The 25,775-nt window shown below is 37.1% G+C and carries 26 protein-coding genes and 2 tRNA genes; 16 read left to right on the top strand and 12 right to left on the bottom strand.

The annotated features are described in order from the left end of the window. Positions 1-18: 18 nt before the first annotated feature. Both ABJG98_RS12710 and ABJG98_RS12705 read left to right on the top strand, forming a co-directional pair. On the top strand, positions 19-843 hold the full coding sequence (locus ABJG98_RS12710; RefSeq protein WP_348279898.1) for a 1-acyl-sn-glycerol-3-phosphate acyltransferase: 825 nt from the start codon (positions 19-21) through the stop codon (positions 841-843). Then, the gene (locus ABJG98_RS12705; RefSeq protein ID WP_348279897.1) at positions 844-1,773 is read left to right on the top strand and encodes a GNAT family N-acyltransferase; all 930 of its coding nucleotides are present in this window, start codon (positions 844-846) and stop codon (positions 1,771-1,773) included. It begins immediately after the preceding gene. Positions 1,774-1,915: 142 nt separating this feature from the next. Here the strand turns inward: ABJG98_RS12705 and ABJG98_RS12700 are convergent, their stop codons facing one another. From ABJG98_RS12700 to ABJG98_RS12685, 4 genes are read right to left on the bottom strand one after another with little or no spacing between them, the layout of a single operon-like run. Continuing rightward, positions 1,916-3,028, bottom strand: coding sequence for an MBOAT family O-acyltransferase (locus ABJG98_RS12700; protein WP_348279896.1), 1,113 nt, complete (start codon positions 3,026-3,028; stop codon positions 1,916-1,918). Beyond that, on the bottom strand, positions 3,025-3,948 hold the full coding sequence (locus ABJG98_RS12695) for a hypothetical protein (protein WP_348279895.1): 924 nt from the start codon (positions 3,946-3,948) through the stop codon (positions 3,025-3,027). Before ABJG98_RS12695 ends, ABJG98_RS12700 begins: the two co-directional genes overlap by 4 nt. Beyond that, the gene (locus ABJG98_RS12690) at positions 3,938-5,788 is read right to left on the bottom strand and encodes an AMP-binding protein (protein ID WP_348279894.1); all 1,851 of its coding nucleotides are present in this window, start codon (positions 5,786-5,788) and stop codon (positions 3,938-3,940) included. Before ABJG98_RS12690 ends, ABJG98_RS12695 begins: the two co-directional genes overlap by 11 nt. Then, on the bottom strand, positions 5,757-8,549 hold the full coding sequence (locus tag ABJG98_RS12685; protein ID WP_348279893.1) for a class I adenylate-forming enzyme family protein: 2,793 nt from the start codon (positions 8,547-8,549) through the stop codon (positions 5,757-5,759). The genes ABJG98_RS12690 and ABJG98_RS12685 overlap by 32 nt, the downstream gene beginning before the upstream one ends. 304 nt (positions 8,550-8,853) lie before the next feature. Here ABJG98_RS12685 and ABJG98_RS12680 point away from each other — a divergent pair, with 304 nt between their 5' ends. The 6 genes from ABJG98_RS12680 (at position 8,854) to ABJG98_RS12655 (ending at position 13,682) form a co-directional block, all read left to right on the top strand. Then, entirely contained in the window at positions 8,854-9,342 is a 489-nt protein-coding gene (locus ABJG98_RS12680; RefSeq protein WP_348280097.1) for an Arm DNA-binding domain-containing protein, read from the top strand. Between the two features lie 149 nt (positions 9,343-9,491). Next, entirely contained in the window at positions 9,492-9,743 is a 252-nt protein-coding gene (locus ABJG98_RS12675) for a helix-turn-helix transcriptional regulator (RefSeq protein ID WP_348279892.1), read from the top strand. Positions 9,744-9,893: 150 nt separating this feature from the next. Further along, entirely contained in the window at positions 9,894-10,202 is a 309-nt protein-coding gene (locus ABJG98_RS12670) for a type II toxin-antitoxin system RelE/ParE family toxin (protein ID WP_348279891.1), read from the top strand. A gap of 10 nt (positions 10,203-10,212) precedes the next feature. Next, the gene (locus tag ABJG98_RS12665) at positions 10,213-11,346 is read left to right on the top strand and encodes a HigA family addiction module antitoxin (RefSeq protein WP_348279890.1); all 1,134 of its coding nucleotides are present in this window, start codon (positions 10,213-10,215) and stop codon (positions 11,344-11,346) included. 165 nt (positions 11,347-11,511) lie between these two features. Continuing rightward, a complete protein-coding gene (locus ABJG98_RS12660; protein ID WP_348279889.1) occupies positions 11,512-12,309 on the top strand; it encodes a multiubiquitin domain-containing protein in 798 nt (265 codons plus the stop codon). Next, complete coding sequence (locus ABJG98_RS12655) at positions 12,306-13,682, top strand: ThiF family adenylyltransferase (protein ID WP_348279888.1); 1,377 nt, start codon at positions 12,306-12,308, stop codon at positions 13,680-13,682. Before ABJG98_RS12660 ends, ABJG98_RS12655 begins: the two co-directional genes overlap by 4 nt. Positions 13,683-13,756: 74 nt before the next feature. Here ABJG98_RS12655 and ABJG98_RS12650 read toward each other — a convergent pair whose 3' ends face one another. Further along, entirely contained in the window at positions 13,757-14,290 is a 534-nt protein-coding gene (locus tag ABJG98_RS12650; RefSeq protein ID WP_348279887.1) for a hypothetical protein, read from the bottom strand. A gap of 131 nt (positions 14,291-14,421) precedes the next feature. After that, on the bottom strand, positions 14,422-15,216 hold the full coding sequence (locus tag ABJG98_RS12645) for a hypothetical protein (protein WP_348279886.1): 795 nt from the start codon (positions 15,214-15,216) through the stop codon (positions 14,422-14,424). 447 nt (positions 15,217-15,663) lie between these two features. On the opposite strand from ABJG98_RS12645, the gene ABJG98_RS12640 reads away from it, so the two are divergent. Beyond that, the gene (locus ABJG98_RS12640) at positions 15,664-16,578 is read left to right on the top strand and encodes a hypothetical protein (protein ID WP_348279885.1); all 915 of its coding nucleotides are present in this window, start codon (positions 15,664-15,666) and stop codon (positions 16,576-16,578) included. Here ABJG98_RS12640 and ABJG98_RS12635 read toward each other — a convergent pair. Then, positions 16,575-16,841: a helix-turn-helix transcriptional regulator gene (locus tag ABJG98_RS12635; RefSeq protein ID WP_348279884.1), complete on the bottom strand. Its 267-nt coding sequence runs from the start codon at positions 16,839-16,841 to the stop codon at positions 16,575-16,577. The two genes, ABJG98_RS12640 and ABJG98_RS12635, sit on opposite strands and share 4 nt — an antisense overlap. 85 nt (positions 16,842-16,926) lie before the next feature. Here ABJG98_RS12635 and ABJG98_RS12630 point away from each other — a divergent pair, with 85 nt between their 5' ends. The 5 genes from ABJG98_RS12630 (at position 16,927) to ABJG98_RS12610 (ending at position 20,941) form a co-directional block, all read left to right on the top strand. Beyond that, positions 16,927-17,517 (top strand): hypothetical protein, encoded by a 591-nt coding sequence (locus ABJG98_RS12630; protein ID WP_348279883.1) that lies wholly within the window; start codon positions 16,927-16,929, stop codon positions 17,515-17,517. A gap of 85 nt (positions 17,518-17,602) precedes the next feature. Next, the gene (locus ABJG98_RS12625) at positions 17,603-18,184 is read left to right on the top strand and encodes a hypothetical protein (RefSeq protein ID WP_348279882.1); all 582 of its coding nucleotides are present in this window, start codon (positions 17,603-17,605) and stop codon (positions 18,182-18,184) included. Positions 18,185-18,187: 3 nt separating this feature from the next. Then, on the top strand, positions 18,188-19,252 hold the full coding sequence (locus ABJG98_RS12620; protein ID WP_348279881.1) for an XRE family transcriptional regulator: 1,065 nt from the start codon (positions 18,188-18,190) through the stop codon (positions 19,250-19,252). Between the two features lie 7 nt (positions 19,253-19,259). Beyond that, on the top strand, positions 19,260-20,333 hold the full coding sequence (locus ABJG98_RS12615; protein ID WP_348279880.1) for a hypothetical protein: 1,074 nt from the start codon (positions 19,260-19,262) through the stop codon (positions 20,331-20,333). Between the two features lie 2 nt (positions 20,334-20,335). Further along, positions 20,336-20,941, top strand: coding sequence for an NADAR family protein (locus ABJG98_RS12610; RefSeq protein WP_348279879.1), 606 nt, complete (start codon positions 20,336-20,338; stop codon positions 20,939-20,941). 44 nt (positions 20,942-20,985) lie between these two features. Here ABJG98_RS12610 and ABJG98_RS12605 read toward each other — a convergent pair whose 3' ends face one another. The 3 genes from ABJG98_RS12605 to ABJG98_RS12595 form a co-directional block, all read right to left on the bottom strand. Continuing rightward, positions 20,986-21,720: a hypothetical protein gene (locus ABJG98_RS12605; RefSeq protein WP_348279878.1), complete on the bottom strand. Its 735-nt coding sequence runs from the start codon at positions 21,718-21,720 to the stop codon at positions 20,986-20,988. Between the two features lie 9 nt (positions 21,721-21,729). After that, on the bottom strand, positions 21,730-22,113 hold the full coding sequence (locus tag ABJG98_RS12600; protein ID WP_348279877.1) for a hypothetical protein: 384 nt from the start codon (positions 22,111-22,113) through the stop codon (positions 21,730-21,732). Positions 22,114-22,235: 122 nt separating this feature from the next. Continuing rightward, positions 22,236-22,787 (bottom strand): hypothetical protein, encoded by a 552-nt coding sequence (locus ABJG98_RS12595; RefSeq protein ID WP_348279876.1) that lies wholly within the window; start codon positions 22,785-22,787, stop codon positions 22,236-22,238. A 157-nt stretch (positions 22,788-22,944) separates the two neighbouring features. Between ABJG98_RS12595 and ABJG98_RS12590 the strand changes: the two genes are divergently transcribed. Beyond that, entirely contained in the window at positions 22,945-23,742 is a 798-nt protein-coding gene (locus tag ABJG98_RS12590; protein ID WP_348279875.1) for a hypothetical protein, read from the top strand. A gap of 84 nt (positions 23,743-23,826) precedes the next feature. Further along, positions 23,827-23,973 carry a hypothetical protein gene (locus ABJG98_RS12585; RefSeq protein WP_348279874.1) on the top strand — a complete coding sequence of 49 codons (147 nt, stop codon included), beginning with the start codon at positions 23,827-23,829 and terminating at the stop codon, positions 23,971-23,973. Positions 23,974-25,496: 1,523 nt separating this feature from the next. Here the strand turns inward: ABJG98_RS12585 and ABJG98_RS12580 are convergent. Further along, positions 25,497-25,581: transfer RNA gene (locus ABJG98_RS12580), tRNA-Leu, on the bottom strand. 56 nt (positions 25,582-25,637) lie between these two features. Beyond that, positions 25,638-25,710 (bottom strand) — tRNA-Gly (locus ABJG98_RS12575). Between the last annotated feature and the right edge of the window lie 65 nt (positions 25,711-25,775).

The following is a 25,775-nucleotide window of genomic DNA, read 5'->3' as shown; positions in this document are numbered from 1 at the left end:
TTATCATTGCTTTTGGCCATGAAAAAGTTTGTAGAAGTTCGTAAGTTAATTGCCGATAAAAATCCCACACTACTCAAGTGGCTGCCTGGATTTCTTATTAAATGGGTTGAAAGAATCATTCATCAGAACCGGGTCAACGCATTTATGTGGGCCAACCGTGACACCAACGCTTTTGAGTTTAGCGAAGCTGCCGTGAAGGAACTTAATCAGAAGCTGAGCATTAAAGGTGTAGAAAACATCCCTCCATATCCTGAGAGCTGCATATTTGTTTCCAATCACCCATTTGGTGGCATGGATGCCCTCACCATCCTTCATTTGCTAAAAGACGTACGTCCGGACATTACCTTCATTGTCAACGATCTGCTTATGGCCTTGACCAATCTGAAGGAGAAGTTTGTAGGTGTAAATAAGGTAGGACGCAGCGCGGCGGAATCGTTACAGAAAGTCGAGGAACAATTCGCAAGTGGCACTGCTACATTTCTCTTCCCCGCAGGGTTGGTGAGTCGAAAGATAGCTGGTGAGATTATGGATTTGGAATGGAAGAAGACGTTTGTGACCAAAGCCAGGAAATATAAGAAACCGGTGATCCCGGTTCATATAGACGGACGCCTTACGAAGCGGTTTTATCGCCTGGCAAGGATACGGAAGTTTTTAGGCATTAAATTGAATATAGAAATGTTCTTCCTTGTTGACGAGCTATTCAAGCAGGAAAACAAGGAGGTAAACATTGTAATCGGTGCTCCTGTTTTACATGAGAAGTTTACTCGGGATAAATCAGATCTTGAGTGGGCACAATGGATGAAGAAGGAAGTTTATAACTTGAAAGAAAGTCAAAAAGCATAAATGCACAACCAAGTAGATATCATACCGCCCGTAGAGAGAGAGTTGATTGAGCAAGAGCTTAATGCCGATCGATTTGTTCGCGATACCAATAAGGGGAACAATAAGATCTATATCGTCAATCATCATAACTCGCCGCATACCATGCAAGAGATCGGACGATTGCGCGAAGTTTCTTTTCGATATGCAGGGGGTGGAACAGGTGAAGAAGTAGACATTGATGAAGCTGACACTGGCGAACGCTGCTACGAACAGTTGGTAGTGTACAGCCCGGAAGATCACGAGATCATTGGTGGTTATCGTTTCATTACCGGGGAACAAGCGCTAAATCCTGAGTCTGGAGAATTTGAATTGTCAACCGCTCATTACTTTGACTTCTCAGAACAAATGAAAGTGGAGTTTCTTCCTCATTCAATTGAGCTGGGACGCTCATGGGTACAACCCAACTATCAGCCTTCCATTAATCCCAGGAAAGGATTGTTTGCATTAATGAACATTTGGGATGGTCTGGGTTGTTTGACTACACAGTATCCGGACATTAAATACTTCTTTGGGAAGGTGACGATGTATACAAGTTACAACAAGGAGGCAAGGGATATTTTACTCTCCTTTATGCAGCATTACTTTCCAAACAAACTCAATCTATGCCACCCGAAGGAAGAACTTTTTTCAAGGTTTGACGACTCACTTTTCAAAGAAAACTTTGCTGAAGGAATGGACTATCCGGAGGGTTTTAAGCTCCTGAATAAACTTCTGAAAGAACGAGGTGAATTCGTGCCTCCATTAATCAATATCTACATGAGTTTGTCATCTACTATGATGACATTTGGTACCGCACAAAATCCAGATTTTGGTGACGTTGAGGAAACTGCTATTCTCGTAACGATCGAGGACATTCATGAGGAAGTGATTGATCGCCACGTGAATTATTAATTGATCTAATAATACACATAATTGAATCTGCCATCGTTGTGAGACAGAAAGTATAAAGCCAGAGTTAGCAATATTGTAACCCACAATACAAATAGTATTCCTGCTAGCCTTTTATTGAACTTCCTTCTAAGCAAATTATACATCATGGTATGAGTAACGATTTAATTGCACGCATATAGTCTAAAACGGACTCTTCTTTCAAGACATAAAAGCTGAACATTACAAAATGAAGAGTGATAATAATTCCCAAATATTTGTTAGCGATATATCTATTTAGCCAGGCATGTAATGTGGTTTTCTTATACCGATTCCAAATGAAGATGGCGCCAGCCTGAAAGGAAGCCCATACGATATATTTCATGCTTATCTCATGCCAAAGCCCCAGAACAATCATAGTAATAAGAATAGAAATAAGTGCATTCCTTGACTTAGCAAGCAATGGATAAAACACATAATTCATACACCAATTGGATAATGAAATATGCCATCTATTCCAGAAGTCGGAAATATTTCTTGCAAGAAAAGGATAATTGAAATTTTCTATTATCCTAAATCCAAATAAGGCAGAAAGACCTATTGCTACATCTGAAAATCCGCTGAATTGTAGATAGGAGTTCGCTACAAATGCAAAAATATCTGTGTAGAGTGCTGCCTTTAAGCTTCCTGAACTATTTAAATAATAGATCAGCTCATTCAATTTGGTATTTACGAGATAGTTGGCCATGAAACTGACCTTGACCAAACCATATACAATCCTTTCTAATCCATAAGAAAATAAGTCTGGATTCCACCTTAGCCTATTGTAATCTTTTATAAATTCATTGAATTTGTTGATTGGGCCAACTACAAATGTGGGGGCGAAAAAAAGGAAACCAGTATACTCGGAAAAGCCAAAAATGGGTAGCGTTCCTTTATAGTTTTCTATTGCAAGATGGATTTGCTTAAATGAATAGTATGACAATCCCACAAAAGCAATACTCCACACATTTACTGCCTCAGCTATTTTATAGCTAGCCAGAACTATAACTATAATTACGATTGACAGAATGGTTGAGCTTCTTTTATTTGTGACCTTCGTAATGAGGATGTATTGAAGAATTGAGGTCAATGCAAGAGGAAGAATCGAAATAGGAGAATGAATAGCTAATAGCAATATTCCACTTAAGCTGATCAATAATGACTGATATCGCGGGAAGATCCAGTACAAAACCAGAACAGGTAAGCTTGCAGATAAGATCAGTAAAATAATGTTCATTGGTTTGAAAAATGCTTTTCTAGCCTATCTAGTAGCCAAATGCTGTAGCGTCTCTGACCTATATTGTTCATGTGGCCCTCATCTAAAAAATATGACCAATAAAACTCTTCTTCAAATGGTATGTAGTCCAAACCATACTGATCCAGGTAGTAGTTTCTCAGGTTATTAATTTCAGCATTAGCAGCAGTCTTACTAAGCGCTTCTATGAAAAGTGAAGGTCTTGGTGAGCTCAGCAGACCAATGTGTACTTCCCTTCTTTTACCTGCATTTAATACTTCTAAGAAAAATTCATTTTCGCTTAAAGAAAGGGCTCTTCTATACGACACTTGTACGTTTAAGGAGTCCATTGTATTTACTACACTGGGACTAAAGCAAAAATCTCTTTCTTTGGGCTTGCTAAAAATCGAATTCTTACCACGCTTCAATGTGATTTTGTAATCATAATAGGCATCACTTACTGTTCCTCTTTTAAAGCGTTTGAAATCAGTGAGCAGCATATGATCTTCAAGTAAGATAAGATCGGGTTGATACTTGATAAGCGAGTCAAAGAGATGAAGCTGATTAGTGAAATACGGTAGTTGAAACCCTGATTCATATATTTTATAAATATTTATTTTCCTAGATCCTTCTTCTGCCTTACGTGATTGATAGTCAATAAATGCATCGTGACACCATAGCGCATTTCGAATAACCGAGCTACCAACAACTACAACATGCCTTTCAAGAGGAAATTCTTCTATATTCTCTTTCAATTCCTGAAGCGCTTTTAGATTTTCTTTCTCGAATCTCTTTGCCCGCGTATCTAAAAAGATGGCACAGTATGAATATACAATCACATTAATTACAATAAAAGTGACAGCACTGATCACCCAAATATTTAATGGTGCATACTTCGATCTCTTGTTAAAATCATGGTTCATGCTCTGTAAGGATAGATACGACTCTTCGTATTGAGTTCATGGTGATAATTTCCGCGGTATTGAAAGACTTGTTAAACTCCTTTTCCAATCGAGTAATAAAATCGAGATGTGCTAATGAATCCCACCCCTCTAAGTTTTGAGAATTACTGTTTAATGTGATTTTATCAGGTGTAATATTAAACGCTTCAGATGCAACGTTGACAATGCGATTTTCAAGTTGATTTTCATGACTCTCTGGGAGGCTACTTTGTACTATTAGCTCCTTCAATTTTGGCAAATTATGCTTGCCTGAAATCCCCTTAGGTAGTTCATTAAAAAAATAAAATGCCGATGGTACTTTGTAGGGCTCAAGATGATCCTTGCAGAATTTGCTCAATGTGAATTTATCAATTGAAGAATCAGTGCTAACTACCGCTGCAACTAGTTTATCACCGAAAACAGAGTCTGGAATACCTACGCAACAACTGTCAAGAATTCCTTCATGTGAAACAATAACTTCATTTACCTCTTCAGGATGAATATTAAATCCGCCAGCGATCACCAGATTTTTCTTTCTCCCTGTAATACGATAAAAGCCATCCTCATCCTGAACTGCAAGATCACCTGTCAATAACCAATCTTCCCGAAAGACTTCTTTTGTGGCTTCCTTATTTTTAAAGTACCCTGGAGAAATGTGATCACCTTTCATCACCAACTCCCCTTCTTGATTAGGGCCCAATTCCCTGAAGTCTTCATCAACGATTTTGGCAATTGTATCAATAGGCTTGCCTATTGTTCCCAGTTTATATGAGGCATCATCCGGCCCACAAAAAAAAGATCCTCCTACCGTTTCTGTAAGACCATATACATTGACAATTCGAACCCCGAATCTGGAGGTGAAATCTGTCCATAATTTTTCTTCAATATGGCTAGAAACGGAAATAATCATTTTAAACTCTTCATTTTCAAAAGAATCATCATAGGCGTCATCAGAAAACCGATCAATCAACGAGAGCATTGCTGGAACAGCGATGAAATGAGAAACGCGGTATTTATACATTGCACTTAAAACATGCGGTATTGACCCTATCTCAAACTTCAGCGGTCGAATCAATGTTGAGGAGCTGAAAAGAGCAAGCAATGGTCCCATGATCATTCCATCAGCATGTTCCAATGACAAAACGTTCATAATTCGACTGGACTGTTGAAGCTGATATATTCGACTCATAGTTTCCAAATGAGTGAAAAGGTTTTTATGGGTTATAATTACCCCTTTGGGGTTTGCGGTGGTTCCTGATGTGTAGAGTATATAAGCAATGTCATCTCCTTTTATTTCTGAAGGATAATTGGAAGATTGACGAGTCCCATCAATTATATCATCAAAGTGTATCCTTGATGTATCAAGGTTCTCTTGCTTGATTGGATCTTTTTTTAGAAGCTTCTTTAAAAGCTTTCCTTTTTGTTGAACAGATTCTTTTTTGACTGAAATGGAATGTTTAATAAAACAACAGCCAATGCTCCACTTATCAAATAGCGCTTCATCAAGCATCACCATAGCAGGAGTTGTTTCTTCTAAAATTTTTTTTGCTCTTGCTACATTCACATCAGGGTGAAGTAAAATGGGGACGATACCTTTTCTTAAGGAAAAAAGAAAGAGTAGCATTTTTGAATAATCATTTTCCGTAGAAATAAGCACTCTATCACCTACCTCAAGTCCAATTGAATCCACATGCCCATTGATACGATCAATCTTACCTAAGAGATCTCCATAAGTCCACTTCTCTTTGTGAAGTACAGCGAAAATTTCTTGTGAACTTTTCCTTTCAGCATTAAAGAGGCTCTCTATTTTTGAATGCTTCATCTAATAGTTTTTCCTTATTAATTTTTCCATTCACGAAGGATATATCCTCCATCGCGTATAAAACTAATGGGATTTTTTCTGTTGTGAGTGAAGCTTTAATTGCCTCTCTTATTTTATGTTTTATATCTACCACATCATCAGCTCGATTGAACTTTAGAAAGAGCACTAAATGTTCAGCCTCATTTTGGTTTGTAGCGTGTGCAACTACCTCATCTATTTCAGATAATGATCTAAGAATTTCTTCGATACCAGACAGGTAAATTATTTGCTCTCCTTTGGTTTTTAGTACTTCTTTGGCTCGTCCGACAAGATGTACTTTGCCTTCCTTATCAATAAATGCTTGATCTCCTGTAGTAAACCAGTCGATTTCGGAAGTGTTTTTACTTTTTATTCCTTCAGCGAGATTATCAGACCATACTTCTAGTAAGCCTACTCCCTCTTGAGTGCAGTCAATTACTCTAACGAGGCTCTCAACCGAAATACCAATATTGTTATCACTGAGATCTGACCTTTTTGGATCTTGTGCGACACAAATCCCACAGGTTTCTGTTAATCCGTAATAGTTATGAATTACAATGCCATGCTTCTCATAAAACAAACTTCTTAAATGGTTGGACAAATAATTGCCCGTACACAACACAAGCCTCAAAGAGCTAAGATTTACTTTGCCATCTACTTTTGAAATGAGATTGAAAAGTGCTGGGTTCGCTGCAATAATGGTCGGTCTATAAGCAGTAATTAAGTCCAGAATAGCAAAGACGTTCGACACATGAAGTTTACTCGGTACCAATATTGATGTACCGCTAAGCAAAGGACACGTGGTTGAATTTCTTAATCCACTCATATATTCCATACCTCCCAGAGCAAGAAAAGCGTCTTCAGATTTCCAGCCAAAATGATGGTTCATTGTGCGTCCACTTGAAATCAAGTTCGAATGAGATAAGGCAACGCCCTTTGGAGTGCCGGTAGAGCCAGAGGTATGAAGTATAACTGCGGTATGATCTTCAGGTAATTCAACATTTATGACCTCTGCATTAGCACCATCATAAATCCACTCTGAAAAATTCGTACAATCTTCATTGTCTGAATTTTCAGAATCAAAAACTATAAGTTCTCCATCAAAAATTTTTTTCACTCGCATATACTCATCTTGATCAGTAAAAAATAGCTTTACACCTGATCCTACTACTCTTTCCACGTTTACGTCAGCCATTGAGGTAGTCAACGGAATTACAGTTAATCCACACGATGCCGCTGCCCAGAATAAAACGATGTTTTCGATATTGAGACTTGAAAGGATAGCTATTTTGTCACCAGGCGCTAATCCATTGATCGCCTGAAGTTTTTTCTTTACCTGTGTGATGACTTCATCTGCTTCTCCATAAGTGAGCTCATTTCCGTCACTGTCAATTAAGTATGTACTGTCGCTATTAATAGAACTGTAATGAGACCACATAGTAGACAAATTCATAGGCCTCCACAAAATCTTCTGACTCCCCATGAAAGTTTGAAATTCGAAAAATCTGTCCTTTATGGGTACGCAATGAATTAATCCTTTGCTTTCTAGTTCTTCGCATTCTGCATTAATCTTCTCCAAATCAATCCCGATTTTCACACTCATCTCACCTAAGGTATTTCCCTGACTGGCTAGTAATAAGATCATGGATTGTCTCAAGCTCAATTCAACCAAACGGCATACTTGATTGAGATACACCGGATGTCGCTCTAGCAATCTTTCTACTTCCGAATTCTCTGTATCTAATGTTGCCCTTTTAAAACTATCATTGATTTTGTATAGAGGGTTCATAAGCACTCTCACTGAACCTTTTTCTAATACGTCCTTAGAATTAAATGACAATTTAGAAAGGCTCTTATGGTCTTTCCATTTTGCTGATAGGATCGCTAGTAATGAATTGTAATCTGCTGTTTCAGGATCTGACTTGATTGTAAATTTTTTCCCATCTCCAACTTGGAATTTAAAGAGCTCCGGTTCAGAAAACACATAACCCTCTCTTTCACCTAATCCTTCAAAGGTCGATTGGTATTCCAATCCATGTCTTTGAATACATCCCCTGTCAAAATACGGTTCAGGCTCCGAATTAGTAAGATGTACATGTGGAAAAACAAAGCTCGCATGCTTCTTGCCCAATCGATCCATCTCATCCAAAAGTCGCACTTGATCATACCTGTGAAAGGCATCCATTCCTACTACCATATCTACAGAATGATCACTTAATGGCAGTTTTTGATCAATCTCACAGAAGAGAATACTAACCAGAGGCTCATGACCAAACCAATAGTAATAACCATGATACCCTAAAACATCCTTGTTTCCTTCCCAAACTGTAATAATTCTGCATTCAGGAAATATACTGCTCAGCAGCGCTGTGGTCCACCCACTTCGATCCCATAAATTAAGAATGACTGAATTCGGCTGCAATACTTTATTTGCTAAATCCAAGAATGGATAAAGCGCTTTGAATGCTTCGTTAAATGGTTGAAATGCAGCATAAATGTCTACAAAAGGACGTTGGCTTTTTTGTTGTAAAAAGCTTGAATACTCACTTGCTCTTTTGAAAAATGAAGAGAAAAAATCAGGATGGTGACTATTCTCCAAATGAGGGAAAAAAAGATTGTCGATAAATGGGAAAGTGTTGGATCCATCTGAACTGACTAAGTGACCGTAGTTCTCATTGCCATTTCCTAAATCGGAATCTATCTTTGCCTTTTTATACTGATAATCATTAAACAGATCCTCCATGCGGTCAAATTTCTGCAATTCAGTTTAAAAATTATCGGATGCATTAAATAATCTGAGTTTCATAAAATTCTGAAAAAACAAAGCCCTGACAACTTTCGCTATCAGGGCTTGAGTACCTCGGATGGGAGTACCATTTTTCCCTAATTCGCCAAAGTCCACATTAATCAGCTTAAATTGGCATCTGTCAGGTTAACAGAAAGAAGTTTACTCAATTTTAATTGAGTTAAATCTTTTTCTTGACACCATTTTTTCCACCAAAAGATATTTGCATAATTAATGTAAGCTTCTATCAGAATCATCAAAGATTGATAAGAATGGCCTCATCCCAGTATATATGTTATTGACCTTTAATGGTCAAAGAATTCGAAAATCACTAAAGAACTTCAAATTAAAAAAGCGAGACTGGAACGCAAAGAAGGGAAGAGTTAGACCAAGCAAAGATGAGTTTAAGCTTCACGAATCACTCAACTCAAAGCTGGAGTCAATTGAAGAGACTGTTCACAAAATCAATAAGACTGTTTTGAAGTTTGACATACATCTTAGTGAAGAATACATTTTGTCAAGAATTGAAAATCCGGAGTGTATTGAGATCAGTAGTAGAGATTTTTTTAGTGTGACAGAGGAATACCTCAGATCTGTTAAAGGTGTAAAAGCTGATAGAACAATTACCGGATCTAGGACAGCATTTAATTTTCTGAAGGACTATCAAAAAGAGAAAAAAATTAAGATCTCATTTGAGTCACTCAACAGTTCAGGCTGCTTACAACAGCTATTCCCTTCGCAATTGCTATAATCCATAAAGGATGTACTTCCACAGCAATCACAATTCCAATAGTCGCGGAGCTCACCTTCCTCAAAGACCAATTCAGTTTCGCAGTAATCACCTTTTTTAGTTTCCATATTTATTCAAAATAGAGCCAATTGGCTCTATTATAGAAAACTTTGATTTTCCAGCTTGCATTAGTGAATCCTACACGTGATCAGGAATACATTAATGCATTTGGCAATCATTTGCGAGAGTTACGAAAGAAGCATAATCTTTCCCAAGAGCAACTTGCCGCTAACTCTAAACTAGCTTTCAGTCAGATTGGCCGATTCGAACGTGGAGAGAGAAGTCCGACGCTCAGCACTATCAAAGCGCTGGCGGATGGTTTAGGTGTGCATCCGAGGGAGTTGCTGGATTTTACTTCATAAGATTAATTGTTCCGTTAATTATAATTATTAAATTCATCACATTAGTTTGATTAGCAGATCAAATCGTATAATCAATTTAGTACTTGTAGTACATAATGTAATTTGTAATTTTATACTAATTAGTTATATTTGCTTTAACATTTTCGAAAATTGGACGTATACATAGATGATAAAGAACTTGAAAAACTTTATACAACTGGCCGGTCAAAGAAATTAAAGTTGCCGGTACATGTTGTAGACAAGTTCTTAGGCACTGTACAAAAAATTGACGCAGCAACGAGCATTCATGATTTTTGGCATGACAAAGGCCTTCGGTTTAAGAAGCTAGAAGGAGAAGACATATACTCAATGCGGTTAAACTCGAAGTACAGGTTAGAAATGGAAGTGACGTGGGAAAATGACGAAAAGACTATTGGGACTTTCATTTTAAAGACTATTTCGAACCATTACGACGACTGACAAACAAAACATGATTAAGCTAAATCAACTAAAGCCTGCAAAACAGTTCGGCCCTGGTCATTTCATCAAAGAACAGATGGATATCAGAGAGTGGACTCAAACAGATCTTGCTGATATATTGGGTGTGACGTTGAAACATGTAAATAAGATCTTGAATGATAAGCAAAGTATAAGCTTAGAAATGGCTAAAATATTGGGTGAGGTTTTTGATACAGACGCTAAATACTGGATCAATCTTGATACTTCTTACAGATTATGGCTAGACCAAACCAAAAGTGAAAAAGAGGTTTTTGCTGAGATGAAGGCTGATGCTTTTGAGAGAATGCCAATTAAGGACATGGTAAATAAAGGATGGATACAGTCATTTAAGACCAAGTCAGAAATGGAAGCAGTGATCTTGGATTTTTGGGGGTGGGATAAGCTAAACTTTGGTGAGCTTGATAAATTAATTGAATCAGAATTCTGCTTGACAAGAAAGTCAGAGGCATTCTCACAGTTTAATGAATACTACAAGATTACTTGGTATCAAATGGCTAAGGTGGTTTCAAAAAGTTACTCAGTTCCAAAATACAATAAGAAGGCTTTGACTGAATTGTACAATCGAATAAATGAATTTACAATCGAGGATAATGGGATATCTAACTTCCTGAAAAAACTCCAAGATGTAGGGGTGATTTTTTTTGTACTGCCACACCTTCAAAAAACTTATCTAGATGGTGCTGCTTTCTTCAATGAGAAAAATCCCGTGGTTGTTTATACTGGGCGCTATAAAAGAATAGATAATTTTTGGTTTACTATCGCTCATGAAATCGCCCATGTTTTGAAGCACCTTGATTCTAAGAAACACTTTATACTAGATAATCTAAAGGATAAAGAGGACAGTCAAGACCCAAGAGAGGTTGAAGCTAATGATTTGGCCGGAGATAAACTCAAGCATAATGAGATTCTAGAGTATCTGGAACCGCACTTAAATTATTTGACTACCGATAAAGTGGAAGAGTGTTCTGAAGAGTTGACTATACACCCTTCAGTTATTATCGGAAAGCTTGCTAAGGAAGACAAGGTAAGTTATAGACATATCCATTTATACAATAGCAATGTATTGGATGAGATACCTATTGAATATCAATGGACAAAAAATTAAAAAAAATGAAATTGAAGATTAATAATATATAAAACCAAGGGACAATGAAGCCCCTTGATCTGCCGAGATGTTTTTAATTGCTCCACAGGTTGGCTGACCTGAAGACACAAGTTTAGCGACTTAAAAATAGACATTTCTGTAGATATCACAATTCTAATGTGATGAGTGGCTTCTGAAGTTCCACTAAATAAAGTAGCTCAGCCTTATACATGTGAACGATTCGACAATGATGAGAGAAGATCTCCTGGAACTTTCATTGTCCTTACTATATCAAGTTCCATTCATATTTTTTTAATCCCTAAAATCGTTTTTATCATGGGAAATAATAAGGCGAAAGCCCAATTCAAGTTTCAAGTGAATAACTCACTATATGAAACAGATATAGAGTGCCCAACTAGTGCTCAAATTTTGAAAATAGCTGGATTTAACGATCCTTCTTGCTATGATTTAATCTTGGTCAGAAGAGGCAAGGATGAACTTATCAAGAATGATCAATCAGTATGTTTAACCGATCCGGGTGTTGAGCGCTTTAGAGCTCGGCCGAAGAAGGTCAAAGATGGATTTCAGGGGGGCGAGAGCCCCCTTCCTTTACGGGATGTTGAATACTTAAATGAAGAATTCCCAAATCGGTGGAAAATAGTCAGCCAGGATAACCTGAAGCTTCTTAAGATTGAAGGTTTTGATCCCCCGAATGGATATAATCAGAAGGCTATGAATATGATTATTATCATTCCCAAGAGGTATGATTCTGTTCAACTGGATATGGCATATTTTCAACCACACCTTTCAAGGTTAGATGGAAAAGCAATACCAAAAGCAACAGATAGGAAATTTGGAAGCGATATTTATCAGCAATGGAGTAGGCATAGAGAAAATGATAATCCGTGGACAATTGGTGTTGATTGTATTGAGACTCACGTTGAATTAATCAGGTTTTTTCTGAGAAAGGAGCTTGAGCGATGAATTACACGTTGAGATTAACTGAGAATCAACAACAGGAGCTATATAGTTATCTCTTCGTTGATGAAAATGAAAGTGCAATGTTGGCTTTATGCGGCTTTGATTCTTGTGAAGGAGAGACACTTCTTTTAGTTCACAAACTGATTCCGGTGCCTTATGAAATTTGTGAAAGACAACCAAACTTCATGAGTTGGCCAGCGGATTTTGCAGAGTCTGCATTAGAAGAGGCAAAAAAGGAAGGACTGTCAATTGTCAAGTTCCATTGTCATCCTTCCAATTATAAGAAGTTCTCTGCAACTGATGATTCCTCTGACTCAGAATTGTTTGATTATTTCAATGCCTATTTTTATGATGGGAGGCCAGTAGGAAGCTTTGTTATGGTGCCGGATAAATCGTTATTCGGGAGAGTTATTGTGCCAGATGGAGATTTTGTAACTGTTAACAAAATCTCAGTGATTGGTTCAAAACACGAATACTATTTTGACGAACTAGCAACTAAAGTGGCACCTGAATTTACTATTAGAAATCAGCAAACGTTTGGAAAAGGAACCACCCAATTATTGCAGCGCCTAAAAATTGGAATTGTTGGGTGTAGTGGCCTTGGCACACCAACAATTCTTGAGTTAGCAAGAAGCGGCATTGGAGAATTGATTTTGATTGATAGAGAGAAAATTGAAGTTGAAAACTTAAACAGAATCTTTGGTGCATCACACAAGGATATAGGAAAGTACAAGGTCGATTTCTTCAAAGAAAAGCTATCTGAATATGGACTGGATATAAAAGTCACTGCAATTAAAGCAGACATAACAGAGGATATGCAAGGCTTGGAAACACTCAGTTATTGCGATCATATTTTTACTGCGACAGATGAGTATTTAGCTAGAGATGTTATTAATCGATTGGCTACATACTACATTATTGGATATACGGATTTATCAATTGGATTAAGTGCTGATGGACAAGGGGGGATTGATTCCATTGTAGGTTGGGTAAGGTACATGGTTCCAGGAGGATCTTCACTTTTCACCAGGGGCATGTATGACTCTCAAGATCTTGAACGAGAATCTCTCATGAAGGAAAATCCAACTGAGTTTAAGAAGAAAATGGACCAGAAATATATTAAAGGAGCTAAAGAAAAAAGTCCTCCGGTAATTTCATTGAATGCAACAGTTTCTTCACTTGGAGTCACTGATTTTTTGAATCGAATTCACCCATTTAAGTATAAAAGCGAACTAGGTTTTTGCATTGATTTTTGTGAGAATACAATAGATTCAGAAGCTGAATATCAAATTTGTTCAGCATTGAAATCTTATGTAGGCAAAGGAAGAGTAAGTCCATTCCTAAATTTATTTGGACTAAGCAAATCGGCTGCATGAAATTAGGTTGATTGACAATCCTGCAGTCTAAATTGGCTGCAGGTTTTAGCATCGAAAGAATGTCTTTGTTGGAATTACATTATTAATTGTCCTTTTTGGAAGAGTTGAAGAACATATGGATTGTCGGTAGTGAATTCTGCTCCAGTAAAAAAGTCAATAAAAACGCCAAATTGATAGTTGAGTTGCCCTGCCGTCATTTCTTTTAATTTGAGGATATCCCATTCTCTATCTTCTTTTGATTTGTTTGTGGATTTTTTGACTTCAATAATTATGAAGTTTTCATTACTACTGGCTCGGTCATGAAAGATAATGTCTGGAAGAATAGCTTTCAACGCACGCTCTTGGTCGTCTTCCCAATTTTCAGGCCATTTGTTCAATGGTAATGAAGAAATGAGAAATTCTGCCTCCTTCTTGATTAGTACATTCTCAAGAATCATTTTATTGTACTGCGTGTCTATATTGTACTCAAAATCATCAAATTCAACAGCCAAATGCTCCATAAGATGTCCTGTGATTGAAGCCTCGTGAGCGTCCTGTTCGAGGAGTTCAGAATCTTCTAATATAAATGAGTCGACTGCCGACTTTATTCGTTTAATAGTTTCATCCATGATGACTTTGATTAGCTAAACTTTTTTACAATAAATGTAGAGAACCCAACACGATCATATTCGGGTGCCTAATTATGTAGGTTCTTAGAGAAAATACCTACTGATGAGTGTTAGTAAATCTTATACAAAAATCATTTAGCTTGTTCGGATCGGATTTCTTTGATTTTGTTTTCGAGAATCTCAGCTCTGTTAGTAAGCAAAGGTGTCACATCTCCTCCTAAAATGTTGTATGCTAAAAGCTCTCCAAAAGTTATTTCAGGAATTTCCGCCATTTGTACAAAAAGATGGGCTATCGCACTCCATTTGGTTTCTGGATCAAGTTTTACTCTTTCCTTATTTAACCTTGTGTTACCTTGAAAAAGATTTCTAGAAGGTACTTCTGGATTCTGCTCTGCCATTTCATATAACTTACAAATCTTATTTAAATCATCATAAATATCTAATACAGTTCTCGCAATAGCCAATTTTCTATCACTGTATACCTGTGCCCTTCCATCCCTGTCTACCCAAAAATCTATCTTGATTGGGCCGACTCCTTCAATCTGCTGGACAGCAAAGTTGGGGAATCTTATCCATGACCGATCTGCTGAGTTTTCTATTTTTTCCTCATGGTTATGTTTCATTGATATAAGAGATTCAACATTGTAGATATCAGTTCGGTCATCTACAATGTCATGGTGTTTTCCACATAAGGCTAACAGATTTTCTGCAGATCGATTTTCTTTTTCCGATTGGTTATAATCAAACCTTGGACCTTCTTCTCGTCTTGCCTTTATATGTGCAATCTTACCTACTAATACACCATGCTCTCTATCCACAATAATATCATTGCAAGTCGGAAATGCACATTGGTTTCCGCTTGCTGCTAAAATTTGTTTTTTTGTTGTTGGTGTTGGAGCTCGATGTACTATTTTCTTCTTATTCAATTTACGATTATTTCATATCTTTTTCTATGTGTACAAAATCTTGATATAGTACATATATTCAATATGGTAAATCTAATGAATAAGTCCAGTATTCGTTTTCGCTCAATACCTAAGAAAACCTGCGGCCGGTACGGCCGCTTTCCGGAAAGGTTTTTTGAGGCATACGGCGACTCAGAATATTTAATAAAAATTAATTATGCCACCATTTCTGCCACCTAAAAAATACAAAAGCCTGACAATCAGTCGATTATCAGGCTTATAAGTACCCCTAACGATCCAGTTCTCGAACTCTTCCTATAATGACATTGTGGAGCTTTATGATTTAAAGGATCTACTGATAAATGAGGGTTTGATGAGCCATATAGGCCATAATTCTAATCAATATGTACTGCAAGGGGGGACTTAAAAGAGGGGAGGAAAGTTGCAAAATTCATTTTCACAGCAATTATGAACTGGATATCATTTACAGAAGCTTATAAAAAGGCAGGAGTCCATAGGACTACAGCAAAAAGAAGATTAAGAGCATTAAAGGAAAGAAAGCCTGAACTCTATATTAAAATGGTCAAAGAAGATTCGCAACCATTCCAATTCAATGACCCAGCATTTATAGAATTTATCAAGCAACCTGTAAACAAGGTGGCTAAGAAAGTAATTGCACCTCTTTCTAAATCAGCTAAGAAAACCAAAAATCAGAAACCCAGGCCATTAACGCAAAAGGCAAATGAATCAATCCAGGACATCTTAGATAAACCTGTTTTCATGTCGCTTGATGAAGAAACAGAGAAGCTATACAATCAAATTAGTACTGAAGATGAAAGAATCATTTTTGAACATTGTCTCAAGATTCTGAATGATTACATCTACACTCCTCTAACGTTGGATCAATGTTGTAAAAACCATGGAACAAATAGATTCAAATTCAAAAGGTGGTGTAATAAAATCGCACCAATCGCACACGTTTATGAACGAGCTAAAGTGTCCAGAGAAAGAGAGATAATGGAAACAATGTCAGAAGAGTATCAATCATGGCTCATGAAATTAGCAGAAGGTTATAACACAAAAGTTGTAACTCGTAACTACAATATTAAGAGAGAAGAGAATGGCGAAGACTACAAGGTTTTAGTAACAGAAAGAGAAACAACTAAACATATCTCTCCGAATCTTAATGCCATTCAATTCTGGCTGGTTAATAAAATGAAAGATGAATTTAAGCCTCTAAATTCAAGACAACCCATTATTACCCATTCGGACAGAAATAGAGATCCCCTTGATGTTGAATTAGAGAAAATGACTCCAGAAGAACTTATGGAAGAGTACAATAGAGTAGAAGGGCTTCTTAACGATGTGAAACAGGGTGGTTAAGGATTGTTTCTAAATCCTTCAAACAATTCATAGTACGAAAGTCCAAACCCTTTACACAATTTCATAATTGTGCTCAATTGTAGATCCTTTTTACCTGATTCAATATTAGCATAGTTGCCTCTACCAATATCAGATTTACGTGCCATTTCAGCACTGGTGAGTCCAAGTGATTCTCTTTTTGATCTAAGGTGCTTACCGAACCTAATTAATAGTTCATCAAGAGTTTCATTGTTTGATTCATCATCTGCCACTGATGCAATCAAGCAACATTCCTAATTCAAAGTGTCATGCGTTCGTATAGCGTTTCTGAAATTATATCTACATTTGAGATGAAGAAGAATTATTACTATGGAAGACAGAAAGTGGTACAATAATCAGATCCTGACACACATACTTCTCATTTTCATTTTCCCAATCGGACTCTATGCACTTTGGAAATCAAGAACTATTGCGAAGTGGTGGAAAGTAACTGCAACAATTCTTGTTGCTATAATCTTCCTGCCTAGCCTAGGTACGGACAGTCAATCTTCTAAAAAGGAAGTTAAGATAGCTCCTGAAACCCGACCTCTAACTCAAAGTCAACTGGACAGTCTAGAGGAAGTAAAAAGAATGGCGGAGCTGGAAAGGCGTAGAAAGTCAACTATTACCGCTAGGCAACTCTTCCAGGAGTACCAAGAAAATGAGGTTCTGGCTGATCGTAACTACAAAGGAAAGTACCTCTACGTTGAAGGAATTATTGATAATATCGGGAAGGACATTCTTGATGATATTTATGTAGTTCTAAAAACTAATAACTTGATGTTTGGAGTTCAATGTTACGTCGACGATGAAGAAGTAGTAGCCAAGCTAAGAAAGGGAGTGAAGGTAACGTTTTATGGCAAGTGCGATGGTAAGTTGGGGACTGTAGGAATGAAGGATTGCAGATTGATTGTAGATTAAGGAATTAATATGTACTAATAAAAGAATTGAATTGGAATAATTTTCATATATTTGTTGCCAAGGTTAAAAACTTAATACAACAATAATGAGAATCGAGCAATTACAATTATTTGGGAATAAAGGCTCTTTCAATTCTAGTGACTTTGAATCCTCCTCAAATGATGAGGTGTTTAGACTAATTGGGCAGGGTGTTTCTAATGCATTTAGCGATTTTGCTCAGTACGATATCACCAATCTTTGCAATACGACACGTTCTAATATTCTTAATGACTTAGTAGCAAGTGAGATTGGGAAAATTGAATCTGAGCAATTAATATTTCACCCTAAACTTACAAACACACGTAGAAGTTTTGCTGTACTGGAAGATAAATACATTCTGTTCTTCAAGAAGTCGCCCGTTTCAAATGTCAAGACGAATCAGGATGATTTGATAAAAAATCAAGAACTTGGGAAACATATTCTTTTCATAGTTTATCATGTTGATGAATTTTGGAGTTCTATTTCTACTCTGGAATTTCAATACTTTAGCTCACCTGGAAATGTAAGCTACAAGTATGATATAACTGGATATTTGGTAGAGCCAGTTCTGGAACTTGTAGAGGAAGAAATTGTTACGCCAAATGTTCAACTTAAAGACAATATTAACATTCCTAAACAAGCACAATAAGAAATGATACTAGAAGACATAAATCCTAGTATGTTGACTTTAGCAAGAGAATCGAGGGGAATATCACAGTCTGAATTATCAAAAAAGATAGGAGTTTCACAAGGCAAACTGTCTAAAGCCGAAAAAGGAGAACAAGGGCTCCCTGATGATGCTTTTGTTAAACTGAGTAAGGTGTTGGAATATCCACCCAAGTTCTTTTATCAGAAATCTCCTAGTGCACCAGTCAGCCATTACTATTACAGGAAAAGAATTACTATTCCCCAAAAGACTGTAATGCAGGTAGAGTCTGTTGTCAAAATTTTCCGTCAAAACATAGATTCTTTGACAGATGCCGTTGAACTCCCAGAGTTTAGGTTGCCAACATTTAATCCAGATATAGAATCTCCGGAGGTAATTGCAGAGAAGGTGAGATATATTTTAAATATCTCTCGGGGCCCTGTTCCTAACTTGGTAAATCTCCTAGAAACCAATGGAGTAATTGTTGTTAAAACTGATCTTCTTTCGGAAAAAATTGATGGTATCTCATCAGTTAGTGATAAGGGAAATCGTATTATTTTCCTAAATGAGAGAATGCCAGCTGATCGTCAAAGATTCTCATTGGCTCATGAACTTGGCCACATGCTTATGCATTTCGATATACCTACAATTACCGAGGATGTTGAAGATGAAGCGAATCGTTTCGCATCTGAATTTTTAATGCCAAGAAATGAAGTTATCAACTCACTAAGGGCTTTGAACTTTCCTAAACTCGGAGAATTGAAACGTTATTGGAAGGTGTCTATGAAATCACTTGTTTACAGAGCAAAGATGATCAAAGCAATTGATGATCGTCAATATAGAAACCTGATGATAAACTTCTCAAAAAAGGGAATGACAAAGAGCGAACCAATTCAGCTTGCAGAAGAAAAACCATTCATAATTGATAGAATCATAAAAATGCATTTGAATGATTTAGCTTATTCCGAAAAGGATCTCGCAAGTATCATTCATTTACTTCCTGATGAGTTTCAGAATCGGTTTATGACCACTGAAAGACCAAAGCTGAGAGTATTAAGAAATGTAGGATAATAAGACGATGGACGAACTCATTGAAGACATACTCGAAACAATTGGGGGCTATCGGGAAGAAGATGTGAATTGGGCTTTCAAGGGGATGAGTGCTGAGAGAGTCAAGAATTGGATAAATCAATTTGATGAGGAGGATAGAGAGTTCCTACTCAATGAATTAAAACACATCTTACCAAAGAGCTATCTATCAAAGGAAGATACTCTGGAGACCTTTGGAGGTGAATTTGAAGTATTAAGAAAGGACTTTGGGTACGAGACTGTCAATGATTTTTTAGATGAGACACGGTTTTTGGATTGCCAAGAAGAGTTGAAGAGTCAAAAGGTTTTATTGGGACTTATTGACGAGGTGCTATTTGAAAAATATGGTTACAGGATAAAAGATTGTGGCAAGAAAGAAATCAAAAATTGGTTGTATATAGATGATGTACTTGCTTCAGGTAAGACCTTCAAAGACGATATTATTGAAGAAATACAGAAATATGGTAATGAAGAATTTAAGGAGTCAAGAATTAGAATTATAGCATCCTTTTTTATCCTGCATACTTGGGCAGTTGTGAATGTCCCATACGCAATCGCTCAATCTGTAGGAGTCGAACTTGAAAAAGAAAAGAGAATAAGTTTTTATCGAGTTTCTGAAATAGAGAATAATCCCAGAATTAACGCTTATAATCCTTCCCCAAAGTTCAACCATGTATATCCATTAAAGGGTCAGGAAGGTGAAGAATTTTTGGATTTCATCGAGGCAGCATTTGATAGACAGTACCCGATGGGGCAAGAGCAATTTGCATTCAGAGATCCGAACTACCCAAAGGAGGAAAAGTTTTACTCATCTAAAGAAAACAGGATTAGGTACGAGAACATTCTGCTTAACAAGGGAATTGAGATAATAAAATCAATAGATGAGTTAAGGGCTCGAGGAATAAGGCCATTAGGGATGGCTCCCTCAAGTTACAAGACACTTGGAACAGGAAGCCATTTCTTTACTTGGAGAAATATATCAAACACATGCCCATTAGTATTCTGGTGGGGGGCAAATGATTGGCAACCATTGTTCCCAGTAAAAAATAGAGGTAATGGTTAATCATGAGCTTGAGCACAAGATCATATCACAAAAATTCATGCATTACATTTAAAAGTACTAAAGGTACTTATGGTGCTCTTTCAAATATGGCTCCAGGATTTCCTTTATTGGTTAACGGAGCAAGTATTAAAACTTCCGAAGCACTTTATCAATCATTGCGATTTCCTGAATTTCCAGAAGTACAGAGAAAAATCTTCTCGTATTCAAGTCCAATTTCTGCTAAAAAATATGGTCGATCGGTCCTAGACAAGACTAGAGGTGATTGGATGGAGCAGCGATTTTTGATTATGAGATTTTGCTTGGAGGTAAAACTGTATCAGAATTACCAATCATTCTCCAAATTTCTTTTAGAAACCGGAAATCAACCTATCGTTGAATATACAAATACTGACAAAGTTTGGGGTGCTACCCTCGAGGGAGATTACTACACTGGTACAAATGCTTTAGGAAGACTCTTGATGGAGTTAAGAGAAAAGGTTAAAACTGACTCCTTTACTTTATCAATTCCAGAGATAGCTAATTTGAAATTGTTAGGTGACATAATTCGATTAGATATGATTCCAAAGAAAGCGTCAAGCGGCAGATTGTTTGATTCGCATCATCAATGAAGGAATTGTTTAAAGGAAGAATGATTGGAGGGTATGTATCAAGTTTAGAATCTTTTTAAAGACAACTTCTTGACATAGCTATTAGCGAACTTCTCTTTTTGTGTATTCGGAATTTTAAAGTAGGAATCGTGCCTGCTTTCCCATTGTTCAAAATCTTCATCCTCAGACCCTAGCCTTTCTACTACTTCGAGATAGTGAACATAATGACCGAACTCGTGAGGTAGTGTTCTAAACAACTGTGTATTTCTTACATTCTCTATCTCATAGTCAAATTGAAAACTCCTTTGATCCTCTTGGATGTTATGCCCATCTATTTTCAGTAGATCAAGCTCTTTTCTTTCATCAGGAGTCAACTTCTTGGACCACTTGAATTTTCTGGTCTTGTCAACAGCCTCTAAAATTATTGCCGGCTCTGATTCACCTTCAAATTCAAATGAATAAATCAGTCTCCCCCACACTGGTGAGATTGTTTCTTCTTTTCTCTTAGGTTGTCTAAGTATTATGAGTTTTAAGCCCTCATGATCTTGTTCGGGAATAAGTTCAATTATTCTCACTAGGTCATCAATTGAACAAGCGTGAACCGAACCCTTCCTAGTCTCTTCAATGACAAAATCAAAATCCTTCCCATTGATGCTCTTGCTGATTTTCTGATATGACTCTAAGCGCTCATAAAACTCCTTTTGAACCAGAGCTGGGTATGGTATTCTGAGTTCATTGTTTTGACCATGCCCTTGCTTGGAGGTTCCAATATTTCTATTTCGTCTCGTAGGGTTTCTCATTGCATAAACTTATCCTTGCCAAATGCGATAATCAGTAACGATCCCATTCTCTAAGGTTAGATTTAATGAGCCTGTTTCTATTCCGCTTCTAGCCATTCCAAGGTAGTAGGACATTTCGGAGGAAGATCGTCTGGATGGTTCTCCAAGTAGCTCAAAAACTTCGGATACTGACATACCGACTAATTTATGTTTATCTAATAAACTGTGCCTCATATCCCACCGCAAGAACATTGTAGCTTCTGATTCTTCCCAATTCTTCCACACACCAGAATCAAACTCAATTCTATTTTGATAGTTTGCAATATCTCCCTCAAAAACTATTAACGAGACAAATGCAAAATACAAGACTGTGATAACCACAGTAAAAATCAAGATCCCTTTGAGCCACTTCATTTCTTCTCCACCTCCTCTTTGATGTGATTCAGCACCCTAAAGTGAATTTTGTGGAGGATATAATCTGACCATTGTTTCCAGTAAAATCCCGGCCAAATATCATGCTTATACCAAGTGGTTCCTTACAGTTCCCATTCTGTGATCCCAGGTGTATCAAATACAGCAACAAAACCACCAGTTATATTAGCATCTAAGTGCTCAACTCTTTTAAGTGGAGCGGTCGCCAGAAGCTCATGAGAGTAGTCGAAGACTGAAATTGAATCCAAGAGTTTCAGGTCTAGGTAGACCCTAGCTTTATCAATTGGAAGCCTTTGCCGTCTGGTTTCCAAGTCATCGAATACGACAGAATCAAGATGTGATTTGATCTCCGCAATCGAGTCAAACGAATAGCCTTTGTTGAAATTCAAAAACACATAGGTTTCTGATGTGGGAACAAAGTTGTAGACCTTGGTTATTAAGATGTTTGTAGAATCACTTTCCACTTTCAAGTCAGTGGACTCAATGACATTCTCAACTTCCTTTTCCTTCAATGAGACTTGAGCATTATGAACTACCAGGGTGTCTTGCTGATTTATGGTGGCTAGTGTATCAATGGTTGATGCCTTCGTTTCCTCTTGATTAGTTGTGGAGCAATTCAGAGTTAGAAAGATTAGTCCCAAAATTGTGTATTTCATACGGTAGTGATATTAGGAGCAATGCAAGTTAGAAATTAAAATATTTAGTGGGATAAGTAGACATCACTTCATCACAATTGGAAATGAGTGAATTGAATACTAATTTTACAAACGTAACATTAATGTTACGTTTAGTGTTAGTAACATTTATAGCAACTTGGAAAAGCAAGGGAATTACATACTAGATACAGAATGGTTGGCTCTAAACTTTACTGGCTACTTTCTTGGTAGAGAGTTAGAGTTGAAGGCTGCCTTAAATGATAAAAGACATCGAATATCAAAAGTAGGAGTATCATCGAGGGTTTATGGCCACTGGGTTGAAGTTGGATTAATGGATGATGATAGGCCATCGGGAAAAGGATGGGTAGCAATAAGTCTATCGGAAATTATATGGCTTTCGATTATCATGAAGCTCCGTGAATTTGGGTTAGAACTAAATAAGATCAAGAAGGTAAAAGAGTATTTTGATCAACATTCATCAAAAGATCAACAATCTAAGTTTCCATTTCTCGACTTCTACATAATCTATGTTTTGACTTCTAAAGAACCAGTGACCCTTATGGTATTTGATTCTGGAGAAGCGTTTTTGGCTAGACAGAATGCAATCGATACGTCAAGGCATTTTGGATCAATAATAGAAGACTACATCTCAATTGACTTAAATTCCCTTGTTAAGGATAAATTCAAATTGGGGGATATAGAAACAGACTACCTGAACTATTCCTTAAATCCGATTGAAAAAGAAGTCCGTCAAGCTCTTGATTTTGAAGATGTTCATTCTCTTTCCATTAAAACTAAGGGGAAGGAATATCTATTGAATAAACAGTTCAATAAGACTTCAAAAGCTGAGTTAGAGCCCTTGTTCAGAAAATTGGAGTACGCTGATTATCACCAACTAAAAACACCCAGTCAAGTCATTTATAAACTATTTGAAAAGAAGAAAGTAAAGAAATAAGAAAAGGGATGCCCCCAATAAAGGCAGTTGAAATTGACATGTTCAAATGGAAATACTAAAGGATATGTGCATTGATATGTTTAAATGCTCTCAACTAAAAAATGTGAAGAGATACTAAATAAAAAAGGTAAAAAATATAAGCAGAAAGAAGTGGCATTAATTCGTGACTTCTTGTACCAAATGGCAGATTTAATGTTAGAGATAAATAAGCTTGATGATGAAGAATCTTGAAGGAAAAACGGCAATTCTTTATCGTCGTGTTAGTACAACCGATCAAAAAGATCATGGTCATAGTTTAAGTGATCAAAAAGCTAGACTTGAAGAATTTTGTGAGAAAAACTCAATTAATATTAATTCCGAATTTGAAGAGGATTTTTCTGCCAAGACATTTGATCGACCAAAATTCAAGAAACTTGAATCACACGCCAAAGCCAATAAAAATAATATTGATTACTTATTGGTACATAGATGGGATAGGTTCTCCAGAAACGTCCATGAAGGTTTAGGGGTAATAGCAACGTTCAAATCCTTTGGGATAGAGATCAACTCAATTGAGCAATGGATAGAGCATGATAACCCAAGCCATTTGTTAATGCTCCTAATTTATCTGGGCATGCCAGAGACTGAAAATAGGGTTAAGAGCGATAAAGTAAGTGAGGGTAACAGAAGAGCGCTTTTAGACGGTAGATGGATTCACCGGCCACCCAAAGGCTACATAAGGGCAAGAGATGAATTAGGCAAAGTCACCATAGAACCACACCCTGAGTTAGCTCCTTTGATTACCCAATTGTTTGAAGATTTTTCAAGAGGAACTATTTCTCAAAATGAGCTTTTAAAATCTCCAAAATACAAACCTCTTGATTTAACCAAGAGTACACTTAGTCGAATGCTCACAAATATGTTATACGTAGGACAGATAAGAGTTCCTGTATATAAGAATGAACCTGAAACATTGGTAAATGGACTTCACAATGAAATTGTGACAATAGGTATTTTCAACAAGGTTCAATATCAATTGGGGCAAAGAAGGAGGCACAAACAAAAACCAAAAAAACTCAATCCCTGTCTGCCGCTAAGGGGGTTTCTAAAATGCTCTAAATGTGGAGGTAACCTAACCGGAAGTGGATCTAAAAGTAAAACCGGAGCAAAACATTACTACTATCATTGCAACCCAAGAAAGGGTTGTAATGAGCGATTTAAGTTAAAGGAAGCTCATAGCAAACTAGAAGATATTCTAAGTGACCTCCAGGCTCCTGCAGAAGTTTGCGATTTGTTCGAGCTAATCCTTGAAGAGAGATATCAAACCGATAAACAGAGCGTTCATGCCCAGTTAATAAAGGTGGATAAAGAAATAGAAAGGAACATTGGACTGAAATCAGTTTTAACAGATAAGCTATTAGGTGGTGTTATTGATGATGAGGATTTTAAAGAGGCTAAAGCCAAGATCGCTGAAAAATTGGGAGAACTTCAGTTGGAGAAAGACAGAATGAGAGGGCATAAAAAGGATACAAGAGATTTTGTAAAGTTTGGTGTCTTTCTTCTAAAAAACATTGTTGAGCTCTATGAAAAAAGCTCAATCCAGACAAAGCAGAAACTTTTGAGTTCGATATTAGAAGAGAAACTGGTATTTGAGAATGAAAAGTATCGAACCCCTAAATTCAAGAAAGGGTTTCAAGCTATTTATCTTAAAATCAAAAAGTTAGAAGGTATGAAAAATAAAAAGGGAGACAAAAAAATTAATGTCTCCCGTTCTGTACCTCGGATGGGACTTGAACCCATACGACCGCAATGGTCACAGGATTTTAAGTCCTGCGTGTCTACCAATTCCACCACCGAGGCAGGTAGTTTTTCTAAAACAAAGATGCCGCATCTAGTGCGGCATGACATTGTCTCTGAGCGGGAGACGGGATTCGAACCCGCGACCCCAACCTTGGCAAGGTTGTGCTCTACCAGCTGAGCTACTCTCGCTTTTAAAAGCCAAGCTGTGCTTGCTTCTCCTTTGAAAAGGAATGCAAATTTATATGAAGCTCTAA

The organism is Ekhidna sp. (genome assembly GCF_039960695.1).
In the GTDB taxonomy this organism is placed as follows: domain Bacteria; phylum Bacteroidota; class Bacteroidia; order Cytophagales; family Cyclobacteriaceae; genus Ekhidna.
Note: the sequence above shows the minus strand (reverse complement) of the source record. Positions and strands in the feature narration are given on the sequence as shown.

Bases quoted from the DNA above. Each gene is read 5' to 3' on its own strand.
- ABJG98_RS12595 (WP_348279876.1), bottom strand. From the start codon at position 22,787: ATGAAATACACAATTTTGGGACTAATCTTTCTAACTCTGAATTGCTCC.
- ABJG98_RS12640 (WP_348279885.1), top strand. From the start codon at position 15,664: ATGAACTGGATATCATTTACAGAAGCTTATAAAAAGGCAGGAGTCCAT.
- ABJG98_RS12615 (WP_348279880.1), top strand. From the start codon at position 19,260: ATGGACGAACTCATTGAAGACATACTCGAAACAATTGGGGGCTATCGG.
- ABJG98_RS12585 (WP_348279874.1), top strand. From the start codon at position 23,827: ATGCTCTCAACTAAAAAATGTGAAGAGATACTAAATAAAAAAGGTAAA.
- ABJG98_RS12600 (WP_348279877.1), bottom strand. From the start codon at position 22,113: ATGAAGTGGCTCAAAGGGATCTTGATTTTTACTGTGGTTATCACAGTC.
- ABJG98_RS12705 (WP_348279897.1), top strand. From the start codon at position 844: ATGCACAACCAAGTAGATATCATACCGCCCGTAGAGAGAGAGTTGATT.
- ABJG98_RS12710 (WP_348279898.1), top strand. From the start codon at position 19: ATGAAAAAGTTTGTAGAAGTTCGTAAGTTAATTGCCGATAAAAATCCC.
- ABJG98_RS12700 (WP_348279896.1), bottom strand. From the start codon at position 3,028: ATGAACATTATTTTACTGATCTTATCTGCAAGCTTACCTGTTCTGGTT.
- ABJG98_RS12610 (WP_348279879.1), top strand. From the start codon at position 20,336: ATGAGCTTGAGCACAAGATCATATCACAAAAATTCATGCATTACATTT.
- ABJG98_RS12685 (WP_348279893.1), bottom strand. From the start codon at position 8,549: ATGGAGGATCTGTTTAATGATTATCAGTATAAAAAGGCAAAGATAGAT.
- ABJG98_RS12630 (WP_348279883.1), top strand. From the start codon at position 16,927: ATGGAAGACAGAAAGTGGTACAATAATCAGATCCTGACACACATACTT.
- ABJG98_RS12625 (WP_348279882.1), top strand. From the start codon at position 17,603: ATGAGAATCGAGCAATTACAATTATTTGGGAATAAAGGCTCTTTCAAT.
- ABJG98_RS12605 (WP_348279878.1), bottom strand. From the start codon at position 21,720: ATGAGAAACCCTACGAGACGAAATAGAAATATTGGAACCTCCAAGCAA.
- ABJG98_RS12695 (WP_348279895.1), bottom strand. From the start codon at position 3,948: ATGAACCATGATTTTAACAAGAGATCGAAGTATGCACCATTAAATATT.
- ABJG98_RS12690 (WP_348279894.1), bottom strand. From the start codon at position 5,788: ATGAAGCATTCAAAAATAGAGAGCCTCTTTAATGCTGAAAGGAAAAGT.
- ABJG98_RS12665 (WP_348279890.1), top strand. From the start codon at position 10,213: ATGATTAAGCTAAATCAACTAAAGCCTGCAAAACAGTTCGGCCCTGGT.
- ABJG98_RS12655 (WP_348279888.1), top strand. From the start codon at position 12,306: ATGAATTACACGTTGAGATTAACTGAGAATCAACAACAGGAGCTATAT.
- ABJG98_RS12620 (WP_348279881.1), top strand. From the start codon at position 18,188: ATGATACTAGAAGACATAAATCCTAGTATGTTGACTTTAGCAAGAGAA.
- ABJG98_RS12650 (WP_348279887.1), bottom strand. From the start codon at position 14,290: ATGGATGAAACTATTAAACGAATAAAGTCGGCAGTCGACTCATTTATA.